Annotated in this window: 19 protein-coding genes and 1 pseudogene; 12 read left to right on the top strand and 8 right to left on the bottom strand. The window is 31.6% G+C overall.

What is annotated here, in order from left to right; genetic code table 11:
* Positions 1-4: 4 nt before the first annotated feature.
* The gene (locus IGI82_RS17210; RefSeq protein WP_438842614.1) at positions 5-1666 is read right to left on the bottom strand and encodes a malolactic enzyme; all 1662 of its coding nucleotides are present in this window, start codon (positions 1664-1666) and stop codon (positions 5-7) included.
* 116 nt (positions 1667-1782) lie between these two features.
* Between IGI82_RS17210 and IGI82_RS17205 the strand changes: the two genes are divergently transcribed.
* The 6 genes from IGI82_RS17205 (at position 1783) to IGI82_RS17180 (ending at position 7894) form a co-directional block, all read left to right on the top strand.
* A complete protein-coding gene (locus tag IGI82_RS17205) occupies positions 1783-2697 on the top strand; it encodes a LysR family transcriptional regulator (RefSeq protein WP_101699520.1) in 915 nt (304 codons plus the stop codon).
* 260 nt (positions 2698-2957) lie between these two features.
* Entirely contained in the window at positions 2958-3101 is a 144-nt protein-coding gene (locus IGI82_RS17200; protein ID WP_015510573.1) for a putative holin-like toxin, read from the top strand.
* Positions 3102-4266: 1165 nt separating this feature from the next.
* Positions 4267-4668, top strand: coding sequence for a hypothetical protein (locus IGI82_RS17195; RefSeq protein WP_115232979.1), 402 nt, complete (start codon positions 4267-4269; stop codon positions 4666-4668).
* Positions 4637-5188 carry an ATP-binding cassette domain-containing protein gene (locus IGI82_RS17190; protein WP_438842556.1) on the top strand — a complete coding sequence of 184 codons (552 nt, stop codon included), beginning with the start codon at positions 4637-4639 and terminating at the stop codon, positions 5186-5188. The genes IGI82_RS17195 and IGI82_RS17190 overlap by 32 nt, the downstream gene beginning before the upstream one ends.
* Positions 5167-5805, top strand: coding sequence for an ABC-2 transporter permease (locus tag IGI82_RS17185; protein ID WP_438842555.1), 639 nt, complete (start codon positions 5167-5169; stop codon positions 5803-5805). Before IGI82_RS17190 ends, IGI82_RS17185 begins: the two co-directional genes overlap by 22 nt.
* A gap of 1537 nt (positions 5806-7342) precedes the next feature.
* Positions 7343-7894: a hypothetical protein gene (locus tag IGI82_RS17180; RefSeq protein ID WP_438842554.1), complete on the top strand. Its 552-nt coding sequence runs from the start codon at positions 7343-7345 to the stop codon at positions 7892-7894.
* 264 nt (positions 7895-8158) lie between these two features.
* Here IGI82_RS17180 and IGI82_RS17175 read toward each other — a convergent pair whose 3' ends face one another.
* From IGI82_RS17175 to IGI82_RS17160, 4 genes are all read right to left on the bottom strand, one after another.
* The gene (locus tag IGI82_RS17175; RefSeq protein ID WP_115232975.1) at positions 8159-10402 is read right to left on the bottom strand and encodes a glycoside hydrolase domain-containing protein; all 2244 of its coding nucleotides are present in this window, start codon (positions 10400-10402) and stop codon (positions 8159-8161) included.
* Positions 10403-10525: 123 nt separating this feature from the next.
* A complete protein-coding gene (locus tag IGI82_RS17170; protein WP_141373897.1) occupies positions 10526-10723 on the bottom strand; it encodes a hypothetical protein in 198 nt (65 codons plus the stop codon).
* Positions 10724-12023: 1300 nt separating this feature from the next.
* Complete coding sequence (gene bacL2, locus IGI82_RS17165; RefSeq protein WP_271771871.1) at positions 12024-12656, bottom strand: BacL2 family protein; 633 nt, start codon at positions 12654-12656, stop codon at positions 12024-12026.
* A gap of 230 nt (positions 12657-12886) precedes the next feature.
* The gene (locus IGI82_RS17160) at positions 12887-13264 is read right to left on the bottom strand and encodes a hypothetical protein (RefSeq protein WP_115232970.1); all 378 of its coding nucleotides are present in this window, start codon (positions 13262-13264) and stop codon (positions 12887-12889) included.
* Between the two features lie 104 nt (positions 13265-13368).
* On the opposite strand from IGI82_RS17160, the gene IGI82_RS17155 reads away from it, so the two are divergent.
* The 6 genes and pseudogenes from IGI82_RS17155 (at position 13369) to tnpA (ending at position 18396) form a co-directional block, all read left to right on the top strand.
* A complete protein-coding gene (locus IGI82_RS17155) occupies positions 13369-14235 on the top strand; it encodes a helix-turn-helix domain-containing protein (protein WP_375820239.1) in 867 nt (288 codons plus the stop codon).
* 43 nt (positions 14236-14278) lie between these two features.
* A complete protein-coding gene (locus IGI82_RS17150) occupies positions 14279-14821 on the top strand; it encodes an RNA polymerase sigma factor (RefSeq protein ID WP_438842553.1) in 543 nt (180 codons plus the stop codon).
* A gap of 2 nt (positions 14822-14823) precedes the next feature.
* Positions 14824-16083, top strand: a complete 1260-nt coding sequence (locus IGI82_RS17145) for a hypothetical protein (protein WP_115232967.1) — start codon at positions 14824-14826, stop codon at positions 16081-16083.
* A 137-nt stretch (positions 16084-16220) separates the two neighbouring features.
* Positions 16221-16715, top strand: coding sequence for a hypothetical protein (locus IGI82_RS17140; RefSeq protein WP_115232966.1), 495 nt, complete (start codon positions 16221-16223; stop codon positions 16713-16715).
* A 423-nt stretch (positions 16716-17138) separates the two neighbouring features.
* Positions 17139-17690, top strand: coding sequence for a hypothetical protein (locus IGI82_RS17135; RefSeq protein ID WP_115232965.1), 552 nt, complete (start codon positions 17139-17141; stop codon positions 17688-17690).
* Positions 17691-17941: 251 nt separating this feature from the next.
* Positions 17942-18396 (top strand): annotated as a pseudogene (gene tnpA / locus IGI82_RS17130) (IS200/IS605 family transposase).
* Between the two features lie 306 nt (positions 18397-18702).
* On the opposite strand, the gene IGI82_RS17125 reads toward tnpA, so the two are convergent.
* The 3 genes from IGI82_RS17125 to IGI82_RS17115 all read right to left on the bottom strand — a co-directional run bounded on the left by IGI82_RS17125 (position 18703) and on the right by IGI82_RS17115 (position 22096).
* Positions 18703-19275 (bottom strand): peptidoglycan amidohydrolase family protein, encoded by a 573-nt coding sequence (locus tag IGI82_RS17125; RefSeq protein WP_270290804.1) that lies wholly within the window; start codon positions 19273-19275, stop codon positions 18703-18705.
* A 135-nt stretch (positions 19276-19410) separates the two neighbouring features.
* Positions 19411-21651, bottom strand: coding sequence for a glycoside hydrolase domain-containing protein (locus IGI82_RS17120; protein ID WP_271771875.1), 2241 nt, complete (start codon positions 21649-21651; stop codon positions 19411-19413).
* 73 nt (positions 21652-21724) lie between these two features.
* Positions 21725-22096 (bottom strand): phage holin family protein, encoded by a 372-nt coding sequence (locus IGI82_RS17115; RefSeq protein ID WP_087628143.1) that lies wholly within the window; start codon positions 22094-22096, stop codon positions 21725-21727.
* Positions 22097-22236: the final 140 nt, after the last annotated feature.

The raw sequence follows: 22236 nt of genomic DNA, 5'->3' as shown, positions 1-22236 counted from the left end.
CTTCCTAGTATGTTGGATACCATTTAAGATTTTGGACAGCTTTTGCCATATCGGTTTCTTGCGCTTGGGCTAGTCCTTGTTCTTTGGCTTTATTGGCAACTGCTTCAGCCACTTTGATAGAAACGTCCGCAACGTATTCAAATGGTGGAAGAACAGGTGCACCGGGTTGGCTCAAATCAACCAAACCACTTAATGAGTGAGCAGCGGCACCAATCATTTCGTCGGTCAAGAGAGAGGCTTCTGAAGCCAACATACCTAACCCTAGACCAGGATAAATCAAGGCGTTGTTTGCTTGGCCGATTTGGTAGTCGACTCCTTTGTATTGGATCGTTCCTGAAGGGACACCGGTTGCCACAAAGGCTTTTCCATCAGACCATTCGATTACTTGCTCAGCCGTTGCTTCTAATTTTTTGGTTGGATTCGAGATAGGGAAAATCACTGGACGAGTAGTGTTTTCACACATCGCTTCCACAACTTCTTTGGTAAAGGCACCGGCATTGGTTGAAGTACCGACCAAAATCGTTGGTTTTGCGACTTTAATGACATTGATCAATTGCGTCATATCGCCAGCATTGGCAAAGTCAGCCCGTTTTTTGGCAAATGGTTTTTGTGCAGGAGTCAAATCGGACATATCATCGAACAAAAGCCCTTGTTTGTCAACCATAAAGAAATGATTGTAGGCTTCTTCTTCTGAAAGACCTTCGCTGACCATTTCGGCATGGACACGGCTGGCAATCCCGGCACCAGCGGAACCACCGCCATAACATAAGTAGACTTGATCCGTTAATTTTTCACCTGTAATATCCAGTGCACCGAAGATACCGCCAAGTACAACGATTCCCGTTCCTTGGATGTCATCGTTAAAAGTTGGAATTGTTTGTTTGTATTTGTCCAGAATCGTTGCAGCATTTGAACGGCCAAAGTCTTCCCAATGCAAGTAAAGTTTAGGGAACAATGATTCTGCCGTTTGAACAAATTGATCGATGAATTGGTAGTAGGCATCACCGTAGACACGTTCTTGACGATTGCCTAGATACAAATGATCCTCTAACAATTCTTTACGGTTGGTACCGGCATCGATCACGATTGGTAAAACAGAAGCAGGGTCGATCCCAGCAGCAGCTGTATAAATCATCAATTTACCGACAGAAATATCGACACCTTGGACACCCCAGTCACCAATCCCAAGAATCCCTTCAGCGTCAGTGGCTACGATCAAGCGAATGTCCCGATCGCCAGCGGCATTTTTCAACGTTTCTTCGATGTTCTCTGGATGATTGATATCTAAGTATGCTGCATATTGAGGATCCACAAATAGGCGGCTGTAATTTTCAATGGTATCGGCAATCGTTGGATCATAGACGATCGGATTGAATTCAACGATATGTTGATTGAACAAATAGTAGAACAATGTCCGATTGGTATTAAAGATTTCCATTAAAAAGTGACGTTTTTCAATGTCTGATTCTTTGGTGACATATTGCAAATAAGCTTGTTCTGCTTGTTCTTCGATCGTTTGCACGTGTGGGGGCAATAAACCGATCAGCCCTAGTTCTTTTCGTTCTTCTTGTGTAAACGCGGTTCCTTTGTTCAAAAATGGGTTATTTAAGATGTCATGTGCTTTCATTATGTTCCTCCAATGGATATATTTTGAGTACTCGTTCATTTCCATTAGCTACTTTAATCCTCGGACAGAATTATAGTCAACTATCGGTGGTATAATAAAAATTATTTATAACAAAACCGCTGCTAGTTTAAACCGGTTAAGGGAGGAATCAGACGATGAATATACGAGATTTAGAATACTTTAACGCTTTGGCAGATATGCTTTCTTTTACCCAAGTGGCGCATAAATTTGCGGTCAGTCAACCAACCGTCAGCTACGCTGTCAAACGCTTGGAAGAGCATTATGGCTGTGATTTGATCGTGCGAGAAGCCTCACATCGCTCCATCTCATTGACCACGGAAGGGGAAATTTTGAAGGCTCATGCGCAATATATCTTAGATGAATTTGTGACCTTAGACAGAGCCATCGACCATGCCAAAAACAACCGCACCCACATCGGCCTGCCACCGATCATTCGTTCCAAAGTCTTTTCAAAACTCTTAGATGAAAAAGAGATCATCCGCTTTATTTCGAAATTTCACTTGGTATCTGGGGGATCCAATGAATTGCTTTCAAAACTATTATCAGGAAAAATCGATTTTAGCTTGCTGGGCAGTGTCAATCCCCTCGTCCACCCGAATCTGCAGGTGAAATTATTGCATCAGCAAGAGTTTTTTATTTTTGTGTCAAAAGAAAACCCGTTAGCTAAGAAAAAGGAAATCTCATTTGAAGAAGCTGCCGAATATCCCTTTATCCTATTGGAAAAAGGCTATACCCACATGCGCGCTTTTCAGAATTTAAGTGAGAAATCAAAGAAGAAGCCGGAAGTCCCCTTTTATTTTTCAGACGTCCAGACGATTGGCCAGCTGGTCAGTTCCAATATCGGCATTACCTTGATGACGGAATTTCCTGTGTTTCAAGAAATGGAAGGCTTAGTGAAAATACCGCTAGTCCCTGAAGATAAGGAAATTTTTTATATTCAATATGCCTATTTAAAGAGTGCGATGTTGAATCAAGAGGTTCAAAAGTTGATTAGGATCTTGGATGAGCTGTCTTGGGAGGAGGAAGAGGGAGGAGTGGGGATTTTTTGAGGTAAGGTCAGAGAAAAATGGTGCAGGTGCGTGTTCTTCGGATGTTGAAATAAAAGGGATCTTTCAATGCGGGACAAGACGAATGGATGGTTCCTTTAACCAATGAAACGAGAAAAAAATTCCTTTACTTAGACCGCTCTTATCGCATGACAAAACGCTAAAAACCTTGATAACTATCGGTTTATAGCGTGTGTTTTTGGTATAATAGTAGGACAGTAAAGTTTGTGACGGTGGCTATCTTTTGAAAGGTGGTGGTGCTTATGAAAGTAAGTGTTCACTCTTTAGAAAGGAGAAGCCTTTTGTCTGTAGCTGAAGCATTAGGGCTAATGATTAGTTTCGGTTCTTTAATCGCAACGATTATCTTTGGCATCCTAACTGCAGCAAAAAACGACAAAAAAAAGTAACCAGTCACTAAACTTTGGCGAGTTGACTGATTACTAAAATAATATAAAACTTGCCACCGTCTTAAACGGTGCTGTAGGGGAGTTGTTCACGCAACTCCTCTTTACACAGTAATTATAGCAAGATTTCGGTGAGATATCAATCATTGACGCTACAGACGTGCTATTGCACGTCTATTTTTTTGCCCTCCTAAGTGGTGGGGAGCAGCTGGAAGGTGGAGGGCAAAAAAGATCGCTTTTCTTTCTTAAAAATTTCTAAGTACTACCATTGTTCCATAATTTAATAACACATTTTCTCGGTATTATTAATCTATCGGGTACTTAAAATATCTTTCATGTGCATGAAGAAACTGAATGAACAATGGAAAATACCAATAACGCCCTACAATCGGCGCTTATACTGGCTGCCTAGCTGTACAAAATGTGATTGCGGTGAGTTAGTAAAACAAGTTTATGTGAAAAAAGGGGATTTTTTCTATCCTGATGGGCTTTTTAAGTAACGCTGCGACGGTTGAGAATCTGCAATTTACGCAAAGAAAAGAAGAGTTAGGTATTTTTAAGAAGAACGAAGCAAAGGCAATCCTTGATGCCATACATGCACTATAAGATGAAGAGGATGTGATCCGCAAAACTTTTACAGATAGCGGTCATGTTGACTGGGTATCTGGAACGTATTTTGATTTTGAGATTGCAAAATTAACGTTTGAATAATTACTGAAGGAATGGTCAAAACCAATTAGAGGAGGAACAACAATGGATGATTTATTTCTAAATAAGGAACACATTTCTGGGCGCCATTTTTGGAGTTAGTAAAGAGTCTTTTATAGGATTGAATAGTTTGATTAAGTCGGATAATCACTTAGTAAATATTCTAATAACCAAGGTCAATCCTTTTGAAATTATCAGTATAATCATACTCGCATATCTGTTTACAAAAAAATAGAAGGAAGTAAAAAAGATTTTACACTTATTATTTCTATATGGTATATCCTGGATTTGCTTATTCTTTACTTTTTTTCTAACTAAGAGGGGTTACTTTTCTGATGTTCCAAGATTACAAGAAAGAAATGCAAAATTAATGCGTTATTTTTTTTAACTTACTTTATTATTGTTATTATTAGTTTGATGTTCATAAACTTAGATCGGCCAGAAGTAGTAATGGGCGAAAATGATTTTTACTTTTTCACAAAAGTTTTTTTCAATAATTTCATTTTTTTTTATATTATGTAGCGGATGTGTTCTAAATAAGTATGTTACCTATGTTGTAATAATATCTAATGCTTATCTTCTAGGCATTAATACGCCGCTAATTATTATGTTACAAATGGGTGCAGTATCCGTTCTACTTCATGGAGGGATCGAGTTTTTTGGTTTTTTCTTGGGTGCACTTATTGGTTTGAAAAGTATTGAATATCATGTGGCAAACGTCAAAAATACAAAATTAATTTTATTATTAGGAATTATCGCTATTTTTCTAGGTGCATTGGTAGAAGCATATATCACCACTATTTTTAATGATTTAAATAAGGAGAATTACTATGCAGGAAATTTTGAAAGTAACAGATGTTAATTTTGAGAGGAGCGACTTTAGTCTCAACAACATAAGTTTTAAACTCTACAGTGGGGATATTGTTGGTTTGATAGGTGAAAATGGTGCAGGGAAAACAACTTTATTTAACGTAATATTTAAAAATTTAGAGCCGTCCAATGGAGAAATATCTTTTTGGGGCGATCAGCACACAAAAACAGACAAATCAGAAATGGCCATTATTCTAGACAAAAATCATTTCAACGCATCATTTACAGCTATTGATATAAACTCTATTTTTAGCAAAGTTTTTAAAAACTGGAACAAGAAGCTATTTTTTTCATACATAAAGGAATTCGACTTACCAAAAGATAAAAAAATTAACGATTATTCACATGGTATGAAAGTGAAATTAAATTTTGCCTATGCTTTTTTTCGAAAGCCCAAATTGTTGTTGCTGGATGAGGCAACTAATGGATTGGATCCCGTATTTAGAAACACATTACTATCTTATATATCAGATTTTTCAGAGGAAACTGGATGTGCTGTGTTTATTCCTTAAGGAATAAGATTAAAGTAATGTATGTTATCTCATTTTTGATCATATACTTTACTGCTGTTTTGATATTTAAAGAAACTGGGCTTATAATAGCTAATATTATTAGTATATTTATTTCTGTATCGATTGTACTACCATTATTCACAGATGATCATAAAGACGATTGGTACTATTTTTCTACTACTTTGCCTATTAGACATACGGATATAGTCCTATCAAGATATACTGTTATGGGAGTTGTTCTAGCAACTATTTCACTATTCAATTTGATTGTAAATTCTATATTTTTACTTTTTTACAACCAATACTCAATTTTGGTATACTTAAGTGTTATAGGATTATCAATAGCTATTAGTGTAATATACACTTCCCTTTTAGTACCAGCGGTTTATTTAGCTGGAATAAACGGAAGCTCAATCGTTTTTCTGATACTGATTGTTATATTCATGTTAGTTCAAAACTTATTGAAAACTTCTATGATAAATGAAATATTTAAATTATCAAATTACATTCTCTTTTTCTGCTTGTTCTTAGTTTGTTTATTGTTTTTGCTTATATCGATATACCTATCTTTTAGAATTACAAAAAAGATGGTTAACCAATGTCCAAATACAGATTAAAGGAGCTTTAACATGTACGATGTAAAGTCAAAAAAATTTTATTGTAACAGATGTAAGAAAGAAATAAGTACTTATGAAACATGTTGGACTAAATGGCAATTTCCTCCCAAAATCAATAGCGCTCAAGAAAAATCCCTCAAGGCTTTAGAGAATCAAAATGCATCTATCTTATGTTTAAAGTGCGCCAACGATATTTTCTCTGAACCGTTTTAAAAAGTTGATGTATTTATACTTCCCGTTATTAGTCACCAAATAAGATGTATTTCAGGATAAAAAAGGTGTCAGAAACTTAATAGTTTTTGATTCTTTTTTGATCCCTCGTTTAAGGGGGCACTGGAACATCCGTACAGAAAATAGCGGTAGTTTTTGGGAATGATTAATTAGAATCATTTTGACAATGACTTTTTGAAACTATAAAACATTGTTATAATAAGATTTTATAACTTATTTTACTGATTGCCAAAAACTAATGTTCCAGTGGCCCTTATAGAGACAAATTTATAACAAGAAAAGTCTATTCTGAAAAACACTATATAATAAATATATACACGTTATAGTGTTTTATCACGAAGGGATGATTCATATGGTTTTTGAGCGGAAATGTTACGGTGACCAAGGGAAAGTACCTATTACACCGTATAATCAACGATGGTATTGGCCACCTGATTGGATAGAATGCGATTGTGGTGATCTAGAAAAAATTACGGTAAGGAAAGGAAATTCTTTTTACTCAAATGGACATTATCTATGCAAAACTTGTGACCGAGAGTATCGAAAAATTGATGGTACTAATCGATTTGTTTTAGTGAGAGATAAGGTAAATTAAAAAATTTATTAATCCATGTATTCTTGGAGCATTGCTAATAGTGCAGTGTTTTTTTTATGAAGATGATGCAACTACTTTATAAAATTTACCTAATAATGTATTTCCCTTCTATATCAGTAATCGTTTACAGTGTTGTTTTATTGCATCTTCAAACTGTTATCTAGACTAAGATGTGTTTTTTTTATATAATCAAGATAATTAATTACTTGAGGGGTTTAATAATGAAAAAGAACTATCAAAAATTATTTTTGTCAGTGTAATAATGGTCTCAGCTTTGTTGATAATCAGATTCCAAAAAAAGAAGTTAGCTACCTTCCAGTTCATTATTTTACAGAAGTTATTACAGATAATAAACAAGAACTAATTGATAGATCGAATATAAACAAAGTCTCAATTGCTGATAAACAATTAATTGTAGAACTGAAAAATGAATTGAACAACTATGATGAAGAATCATATTTACTCGATGGAAATGATGATGAACTAACGTTGTCACTTTATATTAATCAAAATAATAATAGAAGTAATAATTCTCAGAGTCACAGTAAATCAACCTTAGTTTTTCCATTAACTAACAACATTAAATCTGGTATCAATATAGTGAATATATAAGCTAATAATTAATAAGAGAGCTGAATCGATTCGAAAAGAGTAACAAGGATGATTTTGAATTTTAAATTATTAGATTAGGTGAGTGAGGAATATAATATAATGATTATTTATATAGTATGTTATTGGGTGTTACTCATTGCTTGTGGTGTACTAATTAGACAAAATGAAAAAGGAAATAAACAAATTTACCAAAAAATTGCAAATGAGTTTGGCTCAATGTCTTTAAAAGAGGCTGAAGGATTGTTAAAAAAACAAACCAATTATTTTTTTAAAGAAAATCCTAAAACTGGTTTTTTCTTGCGTCACCTAGCGTATTTTTTTCAATTCATATTCATACTCCTATATTTTTTTACGCCATTCTTATCAATGGTGTACTGGTTAAGTGTCCTTTTTATTTTTTTTCAGTTAACTCTTATAGCGGATATTATAGCTATTTTATATGTAAAAAAAGTATATTCGAAGAACGAAATTGAATTGTTTTGGAAAGAATATTTAAACAATCATCCTACAAACTTATTGAAAGTAGCGTTAGATAATGGATATTACACACCTAAGTCAAATGTCCTATTAATTAATCGTTCTATATTGCTGCTTGTTTTTTCAGCTACTGTAGCGTTAATTCAATTCTTCTATCACAACTTTGGTGTATGAGAAAATGATTTAGGGATTTTTAAGGGTGTTTATAATGCTGGTGTATGTATAGAATCATATCTTAATATTGCTCGAAATACTTGATGTTATAAACGATGTCAAATGTTAAAGCTAAGTCCTCCACAAAAATTTGTCATGTTTTTAGAAGGACTTAGCTTTTTTCGTCAGTCAGCTTATAAAAATTGTGTTCTAAATTTCAATTCACACGTCCATCATCTCTACAACAAAGAATGTGATAACATCATCCGGTCGCTTTAATGGAAATTAGTCTTTAAACGTTTCTTCAAAAAAAGCTATCATAGTAGCTAGTATTGCTGCAATACCTTGTAATACTCCCTGTGTAGCAACAATACCTGATAAACCTAAGAAGCCTAATACAGCTACTGGAGTAAGACCAACACCTAGTCCCACTGCCAAACTGAAACGGCGATCAAATTCTTCAATTTGGATTTTGTATCTGTCCAACTCTGGAGATAGTCCTGGTGGAAGCTCTCTTGGATCAAAATAGATACCTAAAGATACAGAATAATTATAATTTATAGGCTCATTATTTAATCTGATAGTATCTTTTCCTGTAGACTTAATGAGCACCCCAATAGCACCAGCGTCATTTATATCCATAGAAATCTGAATGTCTCCACTATTCATGATTTCACTAATTCTATTGACAATATCTACTACTTGATTATTTCCACCCGTTAAATCAATTAAGTCTTGAACCAGCTGCAGATCTTCTTGAAATTTAAGCTCTGGTTTTCCATTTTCAATTTTAAACTTTGCATAGTTTCCATCAAAAACATCAATACTATTTGATATTTTTAACTGCAAAACAATATTACCTACAACTGCAGTCTGTTCAATCTCAGAAGAAAATTCAGTGGTTAAATTCTCTTTAAATAGTGGCAGTGCTTCTGTAATTTTTTTTGCGATAGAGATTTTTTTAGCTTCTTCTAATTCTAGAAGGCGTTCAGCATCTGTGGGATATTCAAACGATGACTGACCATTATCCCAATACCCTGATACACCGACTTTATCAATATCTATTCCCCCAAGACTATATTCAAAGAATTGATCAAATGACCAGTTCTTAGGCATTTTATACCCTAGATTAGCACTAAACCCCGAGGACATATCTGATACAAAACAATTTTGAATTTGGATAATTGAGTTCATTGCTTGCGTACATACATTTCTTGGCGCGTACAACGAAACGCCGTACTCAGGATATTTGCTTTGCATGGTATGGACTACATCTCTTAAGTAACTCACAACTACTGGAATTTCGTCACCCAAAACATCAAAGTCACATGCAAAATAAATTGTAGTTCCATTTTTAAACCCAAGAGACTTAGCGGCGGCACCAGCCTGGACTGCATCATTAATTCCTTGCCCATATCTAGAAAAATAAGCAAGACTAGCACCTCCATTCTGATAAATGGGGAATACTTTAAAATTATTTGCTTCTAGTAATTTTAATTCTGGAATAGTTAAGTTTTTTGGTCGTTCATTACTTCCAATTCCAACAGTACCAGTCAAATAACGACCGATTGTATTATAACCTGCATTTTTCAAAATATTAATCTGATCCATAGTTAGTATTTGGTAGGATGTATCGCAAGCAGTTGTTTTCCTAGAAGTATCCCCCGTAGTAGTTAACAAAGCTTTTATAACAGGCATGTCTGCGGTATCGTTTACAGGTGAAATATTCATAAAATTCTTGTAGTTTTTTACTGCTGCAGAAAGTGACGACGTCCAAATCCCATCTAAATTTCCACTATATTCTTCATTAACAATTAAAGCCGCTTGCAAAATGGCAATATTATTCTTTGAGCCAATTGAAGGAGATAAAGTTGGACAGTTTGCGGTAGTTCCTTCACCAAAAAAACCATTAGCGACACTTGTTGACATACCCATTTCAGCCTGTAGAGCATAAATCAAAGCTTTATTTGTTTCTCTTTGATAAATACCATCACATGGCAGAATTCCAGTATAACGATTATAATTTTGATTTAAATACATTTGAACTTGTTGAATTTTTAAACTTCCTCCATACACTAAACTAAATGCACTCATATCAAATAATGCTTTAGCCCACATAGAAGAGAAATTATCAGTTGATTCGTTGACTCCAGCTGCATACTTAAACTGGAGAATAGCATTTTTTGTTGATTGGGTATATTCTTCGCTAAATGCACCCGTCCCCATTCCCTTACAAATCATACCAGCATCTATCAACTTAATAATCCTATGTTTTGTTCCTAGAACAAGAAGGCTACTAATTTTCGCATCCCACTTCGCTTGTGTAGTAACACCGAAGTTATTTGCAAGTGAAGTAATTCCAAGTTCATGTTGTACAGCTTTAATTATTCCATAAATAGTAGGCCATCCAGTTCTACCATCTTCAGGAACACTTCCCCAACCTGAAACGGTATTGTATGTTTCATTTAACCAGTTCTGCACATTTAAAACCCATGGATCCCCATTGCTTTTTACATTTAAATTATTCATAATTATCACCTCAATAATAGTATTTGATTCGAATCATAAGTATATGTCGTAGTATTTTTGAATATGTGACACTAACTTATTAAAAATTTTTCCTCATAGAGATAGTTTTTAAATTTTTTTCTACTACGTTCTTTTGTTTGCGAAATTTGTTAGTATATTTTTTTCTCCAAAAGCAATTTTTGCGGCTTCTGAAGTAGAATATCCCTGAATTAACAACAAGAAAAAGTATGTTTCAGTGGGTTCTTTTTGACTAAATTTTAAAAACAATTCTTTGAAAATAAGAGAAAAATCATTGAAATCTTCATACATTGAATCAAGCAAGGTACACTCCAATGATTTCCAATGAGTTGCTTCATAAGTAGTGCCATTTATATCTGTTACGCTATTTGAATTTTTCTTATAAGTTCTCTAAACGTCTTTTTCAGCTATTTTTAATCGATATAAAACAATAGTCTTAATTTTTTTGATATCTATTACTTCCGCGTGCAGGTCCTCAAGAACTTTCCAGACTGACACAAGATACGTGCTATAAAAATCTTCAAATGGTACATAGGCACCAGTCATTCGTGCACGAAATTGTGCGCTTCTTGCATTTTTTAAATAGGGAGTAAGATGGTTAATCACATTTTTCAATGTAGTACTTTCCCGTATCTTAGTATCCGTTTCCAAAATAATTTATAAGTCATTCCAAAAATCCATAAAATCAACTCCAAACGTAGTTACATCTCTGTTATGTGTTTTACTGTGTTGTTAAGTAATTTTTGCGTAGTTTACTTTGTCAAAGCCATTCAATGTGAGGTTCAGATCGTTTATTCAGATAAAACTATTTAGTAAGATATGATGAATATAAAATATCTGCTTTTTAATAACCGACCTTTGTAATCTTTTAAATGTAAAAAACAATCAATTTGTGTAAACTAACTACATTCATTAGAATATATGTTCGCTTTAGAGGTCAAGCGAACGAAAAAAATTTTTAGACTTCATCAACTAATTATGTAAATATTGGAAATTTGATATTAAATCAGATAAGTCAAAAAACTTGAATCGGAAATTCTTGTGCTATGTGTAAATAAATTTAAAGATGAATGCGATTATTTTTGTAAAAGATTACTTCTCAACGCAAAGAAAAAGAATAAGCAAAAGCCTATTCTTTTTTAGAATAATCTAAAGAGTCTTGTTAGTATATTGGCGGAAATACTCTGCGTTAAATAAAAAATTGTTTTTTTATCGATTTTATATTGTGAGACCTTTTAATTTTCTTGTTCTAAAGGATATATAGATCTATTTTTCTTTTTCTGCATAATTGAAATCGGTATTTAATCTATCAGGATTTGACTCGTCTATTAAGGCTATAGCAGACACTTCTTCAAAATATCTCTGCTCTTCCTTGGTTTGAAGGGAATATTAAAATATAACCCAAGATACTCATGGCTGCACCGAATGGGCAGTAGAAAGAACTTTTAGCTACAGTTATGTCTTCTGTGTTGTACATCTTTGGGTGAAAAAGCCGGTCTATTATCCTCAAGGACAGCAACGGGTCCAAAAACCTAAAATAAAAGTGAGAAGCACCATATTTCTTTATGAATTGATACTTAAACAATAGTTTATAGTATTTTGTTTACATAAAAATAGAATACTTATTTAAATTAAGATACCTTTCAAAAGATTTCTTAGCTCTTTCGACTTTTTTTCTAGATGCGGTATCATAATTATCGCTTATCCCCATAATTTTTATTGTCTCAGAAGGTGAATATCCAAATAATAGCAAAGAAATTAGTTGAGAATTCTCTTGTTTCTCGTTTGCGAAATTACGAAAATCATCGTTCATAATTAACATATAATCTGTAAATTGGTTATACGTTTTTTTTGTTACTTTTTCATTATTCAATTCTTCCCATCTTGCTGATGCATAGCTTACACCATTTTTGTCCCATTCTGTTTTAGTTTTTTTCTTGTACAATCTCCAAACTTTTTTTTCTGCAATAAATAATCGTCTAAGGATTATATTTTTTAAGGAAAGATTTGTTGAATCTAAAAATGTTTCTATACCTTGCCAAAATGACAATAAATATTCACTATAAAAATCCTCAAAAGGTATATAGACTCCTAGATTTTCAGCTTTTTTTCTTGAATTATGAGCGCAAGTTTTTAAATACTTAGATGAGCATAAAATAATATCATCCATATCATAACTCTTTCTTGAACTTATATATATATTAACTTTAATTTCTAATTCTTCCCAAAATGACATTTAAACACACTCCTACTAATTTAGAAGGTATGTTGTGAGAAAATGCTCCTTGTGACAGAATTATTTTTTTATCTATCTCCATTTGAAAATAAATAGCGACTGAAGTATAAACACTAAAAAATTATTTAACTTAAAGAACATTGAACGAAAAATGGTATTCCTTTAGACAAAGGAATACCATTCAAACTTATTTATATTTTTATTCTTCGTTCAAAAGAACATTATTTAATCTACCAAGTTGTATATGTATAGGCAGAGTAATAACTTCGCTTATTGTAAGTTCCATTATCGTTATACCAAATTTTTTCGTTATAATTATTCTTATAAGAATCATATCCTTTATCCCAACGGATTGTTAACCAAGCAGTAGTAGTTGAGTAAGTTTGAACCCATTTACCATTTTGCCATTTTTCTTCAATATATTTTGTCTTTGGTACAGTTGCTTCAAATTTCCACGATGCTAATTTTAACTGTTGATAAGAATTATTATCAACAGTTTGTTCAGCCGTAACATTGCGACTAAACGAGATAAAGATAAATACTGTGAGTGATAGTAAAACTATTAACTTGCCTCTTTTTAGATTAAACCAAGGGTTTAATTCCCACATAATACCATCTCCTAAAATTATTATTTGATATAATTAAATAATACAATTAGTTAGTTTAAATAAAATAAAATGGTTAAAATTTAGGCAAAAAGGATGGAATGAATATGAAATCAAATTTAGGAGTAATGTTGAAAAAATTGAGAGTAGAACGAGGTTATACCCAAGTGAAATTAGCAGAAGGTATATGTGATAGGCACACTTTGGCTTCATATGAGAATCAAACGCATGACATACCAGTAAAAAAACTATTTAAATTTATATCAAAAATGAATATTTCTATAGAAGAATTCTATATGTATATTAATGAACATACCTTGGAGGATAAATACAAAAGTAGCAACAAACTGTATTTGAAGTATATGAAGAATGAGATGGTAAGTAACGAGGAATTAACATTTTTAATTGAAAAATTTACTAATACAGATGATATTTTATTTTTAGCAACTTACCTTCAACTTAAAGGAGCTATGTCAAAAAAGCAAAACACAGTGAAATTTTTCAAAAAAATAGAAAATCTAAACATTAACTATTTGAAGGATTATTTGAATAGTATAGAGACATGGGGATATTTCGAGATAACTATATTTATGAACTGCTTATACATTTTTGATACCGCTTTTATTAGCCATCAATTAAAGAAGGTTTTAGACAAAGCAGAATTTTATAGCCAAAATAGAAAATTTGATCGAACTTTGTTAATACTTTGTATTAATTGTAGTATTCTCTTTTTTGAATCAAATGAATTCAATTTAGTATTATATTTTCTGGAAATTGCACGAAATGATTCTAGTTTCTCTTATTCGTTGAGAGAAAAATTTATAATCAATTATATTCATATGTGTTGCGAGTATAAACTCGGAAAAATAAAAGGGGAGAGTTTAGAAAAATTTCTTAAAAATCTAAAACTGCTTGGTGAAGATGATTTGGTTGCATATTTAGAAAAATTTTTTAAAATTTGTTCAGTAATTTGAATGGTAAGTCTTGTATATATATATAAAGGAGAGGAACTGAAAAATGAATGAAAATGATGAAATTTTAAAGGATATGCTAATAAAGAAAGATAATGAAGCCATAAAAATTATAATAGATGATTACTCTCACTATTTATATGGTGTAGCAGCTACTATTATTTCCCAAGATTTTGGACAAAGGCCACAATTAATTGAAGAAATTGTTCAAGATGCATTTGTTTTTATTTGGCATTATCCTGAAAAGTACAATCCTAAAAGATCATCTTTAAAGACATACTTATCTTGGAAAGTAATCAGTCTTTCAAAGAATAAAAGAAAAAAAGAAAAAAAAGAAGAGAAAATATCATTTTCGTTAATTAATCTATATCAATTTAGTTCGAAACCCGAATGGTTTGATGATACTTATCTGGATATGTTTATCAATATGCCAGAAAAAGCGAGGAACATAATGATTAGAAGACTTATATTGAATGAAAAGCCAAAACAGATACAAAGAGATCTTTCTATATCAATTAAAGAAATAAATAATACACTCTTTTACTATAAAAAACAATTGAGAAAAATGATAAAGGAGGAATTGAATTAATTATGAAAAATAAAATAAAAGAAAATAAAATAGATGAATTTTTAAGTGAGCAGGGATTATTTGATGAAATCAATAAAAATAAAATTTATGATACAGTGATATTGGCAAGTAAGAGAAAAAATACTATTTGCTCAAAGCATACCATACACACGTTAATAATATCTGTAGTCCTTTTTTTCTTAGTTGGTTTTGCTAGCTATCCGTATATAAATAAAATAATTGATAATTATTTTGGAGATAATTTTAGTTCTTTGTTAACAAATAAAGGGGACAATAGTGCTAAGAAAAAGAATATAACCATAAATTTGTTGCAAAGTTTTAAAGATAATAGCGTCTATTATAATATAATATCTATTGAGGGTAATAATCAATCTATTAGAATTGAACCAGGTAGTATCTCAGGGGTTTCAATGATTGAGGAAATTACACCGCAAGATGAAAGTGATAAACAATATTTTATTTTGACGAGCTTTGATAAACTATCGGAAATAGCGATTAAGGAATTACAAACTTCTCCAGAAATAGTAAGTGAAAAGATAAGTTTAAGCAATCTTCATAATTTAGAGACTAATAAATATGAGTATATTTCACGAAGTTCTATTTTAAGCAGTACTGGGCTAGCGTCAGATGGTAAAGAGTTATCTATTTTGAAATATGAAGTAAATGAAACTCAGCACCTTTTAAATAATGAAATAGAAATAGTTGGTTTTAACAGCGATAACAATCAATTCCGCTTTCAAATTCAAAGTGAACATCAGTCAATAGATAATATTTTAGTTTCGGCAAATTCAACCAACAATATTACTAAAGATCCTATTAATACTTATATGTTTGAAAGATATCATTCAACTAATCGAGAATATGCTAGAGAATTTGTCTTTTCTAATGAGGATCAAGAGGATATAAAAGAAGTAAATATCTATGGTGAGTTATATACTGATGTTATTTCCTCTGACTGGACACTCAAACTGGGTTCTTTTGATGACTTACCTCAGAAATTATTTGTAAATAAAGATAGAACAGTATTAGTTAAAGTTTCACCTATCTCGGTAAGTATAGATACTAGTAAAGATCTTGAATTAAAAGGAACAAGTGTGATTGGACAAGATTCAGAGGGAAGTAGAACAGAATTGATAAAACTAAATCAAGACAAATATTATATGTCAGAAGACTATTCTTACTTGGCTTACTATTCTGATATTGATAATCTTAAAATGATCTATATAGGGAAGGAGGAATTTCAACTAAAAGAAAAGGACTAATTATTTACCATCAATACTCCAGGTAGAAGAAGTAGAGTACACTATATATAGATATCTACTAAAACTTGCAAGTTAAATTAGGGACAAGATAAATACTAACTTTTATTCTTGTTTAATTTGAATGGAGTGATTACATTATGGAAAAGCAAATGTTAAGATGGTTATTAGTAATAATATCGACAATATGTATTTTTTCTTATAAGACAAGTTGGGCAGATGAGCAAAAATCTATTACTGCTGAAAGTATAACTGAAGAAGTAGAATCGGCTATTAAACAAGAAGCTGAAAAATATCCATTAGGAGTCTCTAATGCAAGTATTAATATTAATGGTAAAAAATTTTTATTTAATGTAACTTTGGGGGATAATAGTGAGCCATTATTATTTGTTCTCCGCGCAGCAAAAAAAGAAGCAACTGTTCCGAGTACTTCAGAAGCCTTTTTAGTACGTAATTCGGCAGGAGGGTTCACTTTTGATCATGAAAATGTGTTATCATGGAGAACAATTTTCTATTCAAACTCTTTTAGTAGAACTTATAGAGTGACAAAAACTATTAGTATACCCCGATCCGAAGCAGATAGGACAATAGTAGCTAAATTTGAATATCGAACATATGATTATGCTTTAAGATGATTCATAAAAAAAAATTACAATTATATACAGACAATTTTGGTATAGTATATTTATTAATGAAATATACTATACCAAAAATCACAAGTAAATAGATAAAAGAAGAGACAAATTTCTGATTAGTCTCTTCTTTTATAAAAAAAATAAAAATCTCATTTTTTAACCAAACTTGAGAATAAAAAATATTGAAACAAGCAAAAAATTACTTTATGTGACAAAGAATATTTGATTTCTATAAAAATTTATCGTAAGTCACTACGTAAATTATATTAAGAATTACCACATAGTATTATAAAAAAATCAAAAGGTTCTATAAGTAAATACATAAAAATCGGATTAGATATCAATTAATCGCTACGCTTTTTATTCTTTAATAAAAGCGCAGGCTTAGCTCCATCATATAAAATAATAAGCAAGGAGGACAATATGTTTATTTATATTCTACTATATTGGATGTTTCTAATAATAAGCGCAATAATTTTACACTTTAATAAAACTGAAAATCAAAAAATATATCAAGAAATTGCAAATAAATTTGGTTCATTGTCTTTAAAAGATGGCGAGGAAACATTAAAAAAACAAAGTAATTATTTTTTTAAAAATAATCCTAAATCAGGATTTATAATACATTATTTACCAATTATATTTCAGATTTTTTTTATAATCATATATTTTTTAACTCCACTATTTTCTTCATTGTATTGGATAAGCGCACTTTTAATTCTCTTTCAGGTGTATCTTTTAGCTGAATTGATTATTTTCTTATATTTAAAAAAAGTATATTCAAATATAGAAATTAAAATTTTTTGGGAAAATTACCTCAATGCTCAACCCAATAATTCTTTAAAAGTTGTTATAGAGGGGGGGTACTATACTCCAAAATCCAATTTCCTTATTAAAAATAGAGTCGTACTAATTATTGCTTTTTTTGTGACTACCATTTTAAGTCAATATATATATTCAAAATTTGGTTCTTAGCTATGGATTTTCGACATTTAGTATTGTTGAATATAGCTCAACAGAAAATAAAATAAGATCCATTTGAACAGAGTATTTAAATGGATCTTATTTTTGTTATGTCTTCAGACCCAGTTGAGCTCGTATAGCGTGCGAAACAAAAAATCACCTGCTTTGCGGGTGGAGTGTTAAAAAGTTCTACAAAAAAATCTCGTCATTAGCGTTAAAATTTAGTTTTTCAGGCCACACAGTAATGAAAGGAAAAGATTTTAATGGCTAATAAAGCAATTAGCTTAACCCATACAAAATGGTTATGCAAATACCGTATCGTCTTCACTCCAAAGTATAGAAGAAAAATCATCTATACTCAATATCGAGCAAGCTTACAAGACATTATAAAATGATTGTGTAGCTATAAAGGAGTTGAAATTATAGAAGGGCATATGATGTCCGATCATGTACATTTACTTTTAAGTATTCCCCCGAAAATGAGTGTTTCAAGTATTGTGGGTTATTTAAAAGGGAAAACGTTATGATGATTTTTGATAAACAAGCCAATTCAAAGTATAAATTTGGGAATCGCTATTTTGGGGCAAAAGGATACTATGTTAGTACAGCAGGGCTCAACGAAGCGACCATCAAAAAATATATTCATGAGCAATAAAAGCATGATATAGCGTTAGATAAATTAAGTGTTCGAGAATATGCCGACCCTTTTAAGGGTTAAGAAGTGATAATACTACCACTTAAGAGGTAGCAAAAGTGATAAAACCAAATGTGGCTTGAACAAAGTGAAAGCTAGCGCCTTGAGATGCTGGATAGTAGTAGAGGCTTATAGCCTCAGAGCAAACCACCCTTTTGAAGGGTGGTTATGATTTTAATAGTAACTACTTGCTTTTTTACAAAAAAAGATTGTTCGTCTATTAACTCTGTATGTGGATTCTTTTATGAGCGATTAAAGATCGAAGTGTTTAATAAACACGACTGAAAATATACCTATGATAATTATCTATCTTTGATTATTTAATAGAAATTAATAATTTTTTTTTAAAATTTCATTTACCATATTTTGAACAGTTATTGGATTGTATCCATTTTCTTCTAAAAATTTTATACGAGAAGATCCATTTCCCCATAATCCTTGGATTACTTCTATTGCTACAGTTTCTATTGACTTTTTACTTGGAATATTATTTTTAGTATCGGTAATTTTATAAAAATTATGTTTCAAATTTGTTCCCATATAACTATCATCTTTATCAATATGGATACCATTCCATGTATATGAACAATGAATAAAACTATTTTCATTAATAAAAATTCCAGTGTGCCCCATAGCACCATTTGAATAACCAGGTATTCCAGAAATAAAAATATCTCCACGTTTAACATTTTTTCGACTTATTTTGTATAGTAATGTGCCATTCATTTTAAATAGAGTTTCAGTATTTCCCATACTATTCGTTGGTAAAAAATTGCCCGCAATTAGTGAAAAGAAAAGCGCTGAACTACAATCATAACTATCTGGTCCCAATCTATTTTTCAATGAATAGCTAACTTTATTTTTTCGACTTTCCATCCATCCAATCATATTTTCAATACCCATGTATTTCAACTCCTTATCTAAATAATTAGTGATGTCTTGTGTGATACTATTCGACTAATAGAGCCTCCTACAATCTATTAATTATAGGAGGCGACAGCATACTTTCTATCGTAAATTTTATTTAATAGTAAATATTTATTTTTTAAAAGGTTTTGCCAATAAAGTTAGCATTGTAGAAATTATTACTGCAACACTTTTTAGTATTCCAGTTCCAGCTGCTGCTCCGGAGAGCCCTAAGAAAGCAAGTACAACAACTGGTGTTAGAGCAATAGAACCTAAAGCTAAACTAATTCGACGATCCATTTCGGCTACTTCAACTTTGTATTTGTCTAGTTCCGGAGAAAGTCCAGGTGGTAGTTCCCTTGGATCGAAATAAATCCCTAAAGATACAGAAAAATTATAGTTTAATGACTCATTGTTAACTTTTATAGTATCATTCCCAGTAGATTTAATTACTACACCAATAGCACCAGCATCATTAATATCCATAGAAATCTGAATATTCCCGTTATTCATTATTCCACTAATTCTATTAACAATATCTACTACTTGGTTATTTTTATCAGTTAAATCAATAAGGTCTTGAATTAGCTGCATATCTTTTTGAAATTTAAGCTCTGGCTTTCCATTTTCAATTTTAAACATTGCGTATTTTCCATCAAAAACATCCAGACTATTCGATACTTTTAATTGCAAAACTATATTACCAACAACTGCTGTTTGTTCGACTTCAGAGGAAAACTCTGTTGTCAAAGTTTCTTTAAATAGTGGTAGAGCATCTGTGATTTTCTTTGCGATGGCAGCTTTTTTTGCTTCTTCTAATTCTAAAGAACTTTCAGAGTCTGTCGGATAATTAAAAGAAGATTGACCGCTATCCCAATATCCTGAAACACCAACTTTGTCTATGTCAATACCGTTAAGTCTATATTCATAAAATTGATCAAATGACCAATTTTTAGGCATTTTATATCCGAGATTTGCGCTAAAGCCCGAAGACATATCTGACACAAAACAATTTTGAATTTGTATAATTGAATCCATGGCTTGTGTACATACATTTCTAGGAGCATATAAAGAAACTCCATACTCAGGATACTTGCTTTGCATCGTATGAACAACATCTCTTAAATAACTAACGATTACAGGAATTTCGTTTCCTAAAACATCAAAATCACAAGCAAAATATATAGTGGTTCCATTTTTGAAACCTAGAGATTTAGCAGCTGCACCTGCTTGGATTGCATCATTAATTCCTTGGCCGTATCTAGAAAAATAAGATAAGGAGGCTCCACCATTTTGGTAAATTGGGAAAACTTTAAAATTATTAGCCTCTAATAATTTTAATTCTTTAATACTCAAATTTTTAGGGCGTTCAGTATCACCGATTCCAACAGTACCTGTCAAGTAACGACCAATTGTGGTATATCCAGCATTTTTCAAAATGTCAACTTGGTCTGGGGTTAGTATTTGATAAGAAGTATCACATGCAAATGTTTTTCGTGCAGTGTCTCCAGTTGTTGTCAATAATGCTTTGATTACAGGCATATTGGCGGTATCATCAATAGGAGATATATTCATGAATTTTTTGAAATTCTTTGTCGCTGTAGATAAAGCAGAATTCCAGATTCCATCTAAGCTGCCACTGTATTCATCATTAACAGTCAAAGCAGCCTGCAAAATGGCAATATTATTTTTTGTACCTTTTGAAGGTGATAAAGTTGGACAATTTGCAGTCGTTCCTTCACCAAAAAAACCATTAGCTACACTTGTAGACATACCCATCTCTGCTTGTAATGCAAAAATTAAAGCTTTGTTAGTATCTCTTTGATACAAACCATCACATGGTAATATACCTGTATAACTACTATATTTTTGATTTAAATACATCTGTACCTTTTGAATTTTTAAACTGCCCCCATATACTAAGCTAAATGCGCTCATATCAAACAAAGCTTTAGCCCACATTGATGAGAAACTATCAGTCGTGTCAGATGCTCCAGCAGCATATTTAAACTGTAAGATAGCATTTCTTGATGCCTGACCATACTCTTCGCTAAAAGATCCTGTTCCCATTCCCTTACAAATCATTCCAGCATCGATTAATTGAATAATTTTATGTTTATTTCCTTCAACAAGAATACTACCAATTTTCTCATCCCATTTTGTTTGTGTAGTAGTTCCAAAGTTATCAGCAAATGTAGAAATTCCTAATTCATACTGTACAGCTCTAATTATGCCATATATTGTTGGCCAACCAGTTTTTCCATTTTTAGGGACACTTCCCCATCCTGGGATAGATCCATATGCTTCATTTAACCAAGTCTGAACATTTTCAACCCAAGGATCTCCGCTACTTTTTGTATCCAAATTATCCATACTTTATTTCACCTCAATAAATTATTTGATTCGAATCATAAACAAATGTCGTAAAATGAGTTATGTTGTGACATTAAAAGTCCTTGGTAATCGTATCTTTTGCTTTTTTCAGTATTTGTTTTAAATATTCTACAAATTCGCTTTCATACAGATTTTCTACTATACTTCCTATTTCTGTAAGAATTAATAAAGATATAAACAAATTATAAACTGAAAACTGAAATTGAATTCCATTTTCTTTAATAATAAAGTCCAATATTTTAGCTAATATTATAAGAACAAAACTACTTACTTTTTTCCATAAGCCATTCCAACTAAGGCTTGAAAGCCAGACTTTCTTTACACTCGCTTTTATCCATCCTGTTACTATATCCATAATTGCTACAAGAAAAAAAATATCCAATAAATTATTATTTTCTCGAAACAAATTAGCAATGAATTCCATTCTTTTTCCTCCTAAAATTTTTCTACCTTTTAATTAATTGTTAAATTTTTTTTTGAAATGTGACTTTGTGGGTAAAATTAAAAGATTTAAAATTTTATTTTATTTTCATATTTTAATCAGTAAGCATACAAATAATATGT

Source organism: Enterococcus sp. AZ067 (assembly GCF_051715005.1).
Lineage (GTDB): Bacteria > Bacillota > Bacilli > Lactobacillales > Enterococcaceae > Enterococcus_D > Enterococcus_D casseliflavus.
The sequence above is the reverse complement of the archived record's forward strand: the minus strand, read 5'-3'. Positions and strand labels throughout refer to the sequence as shown.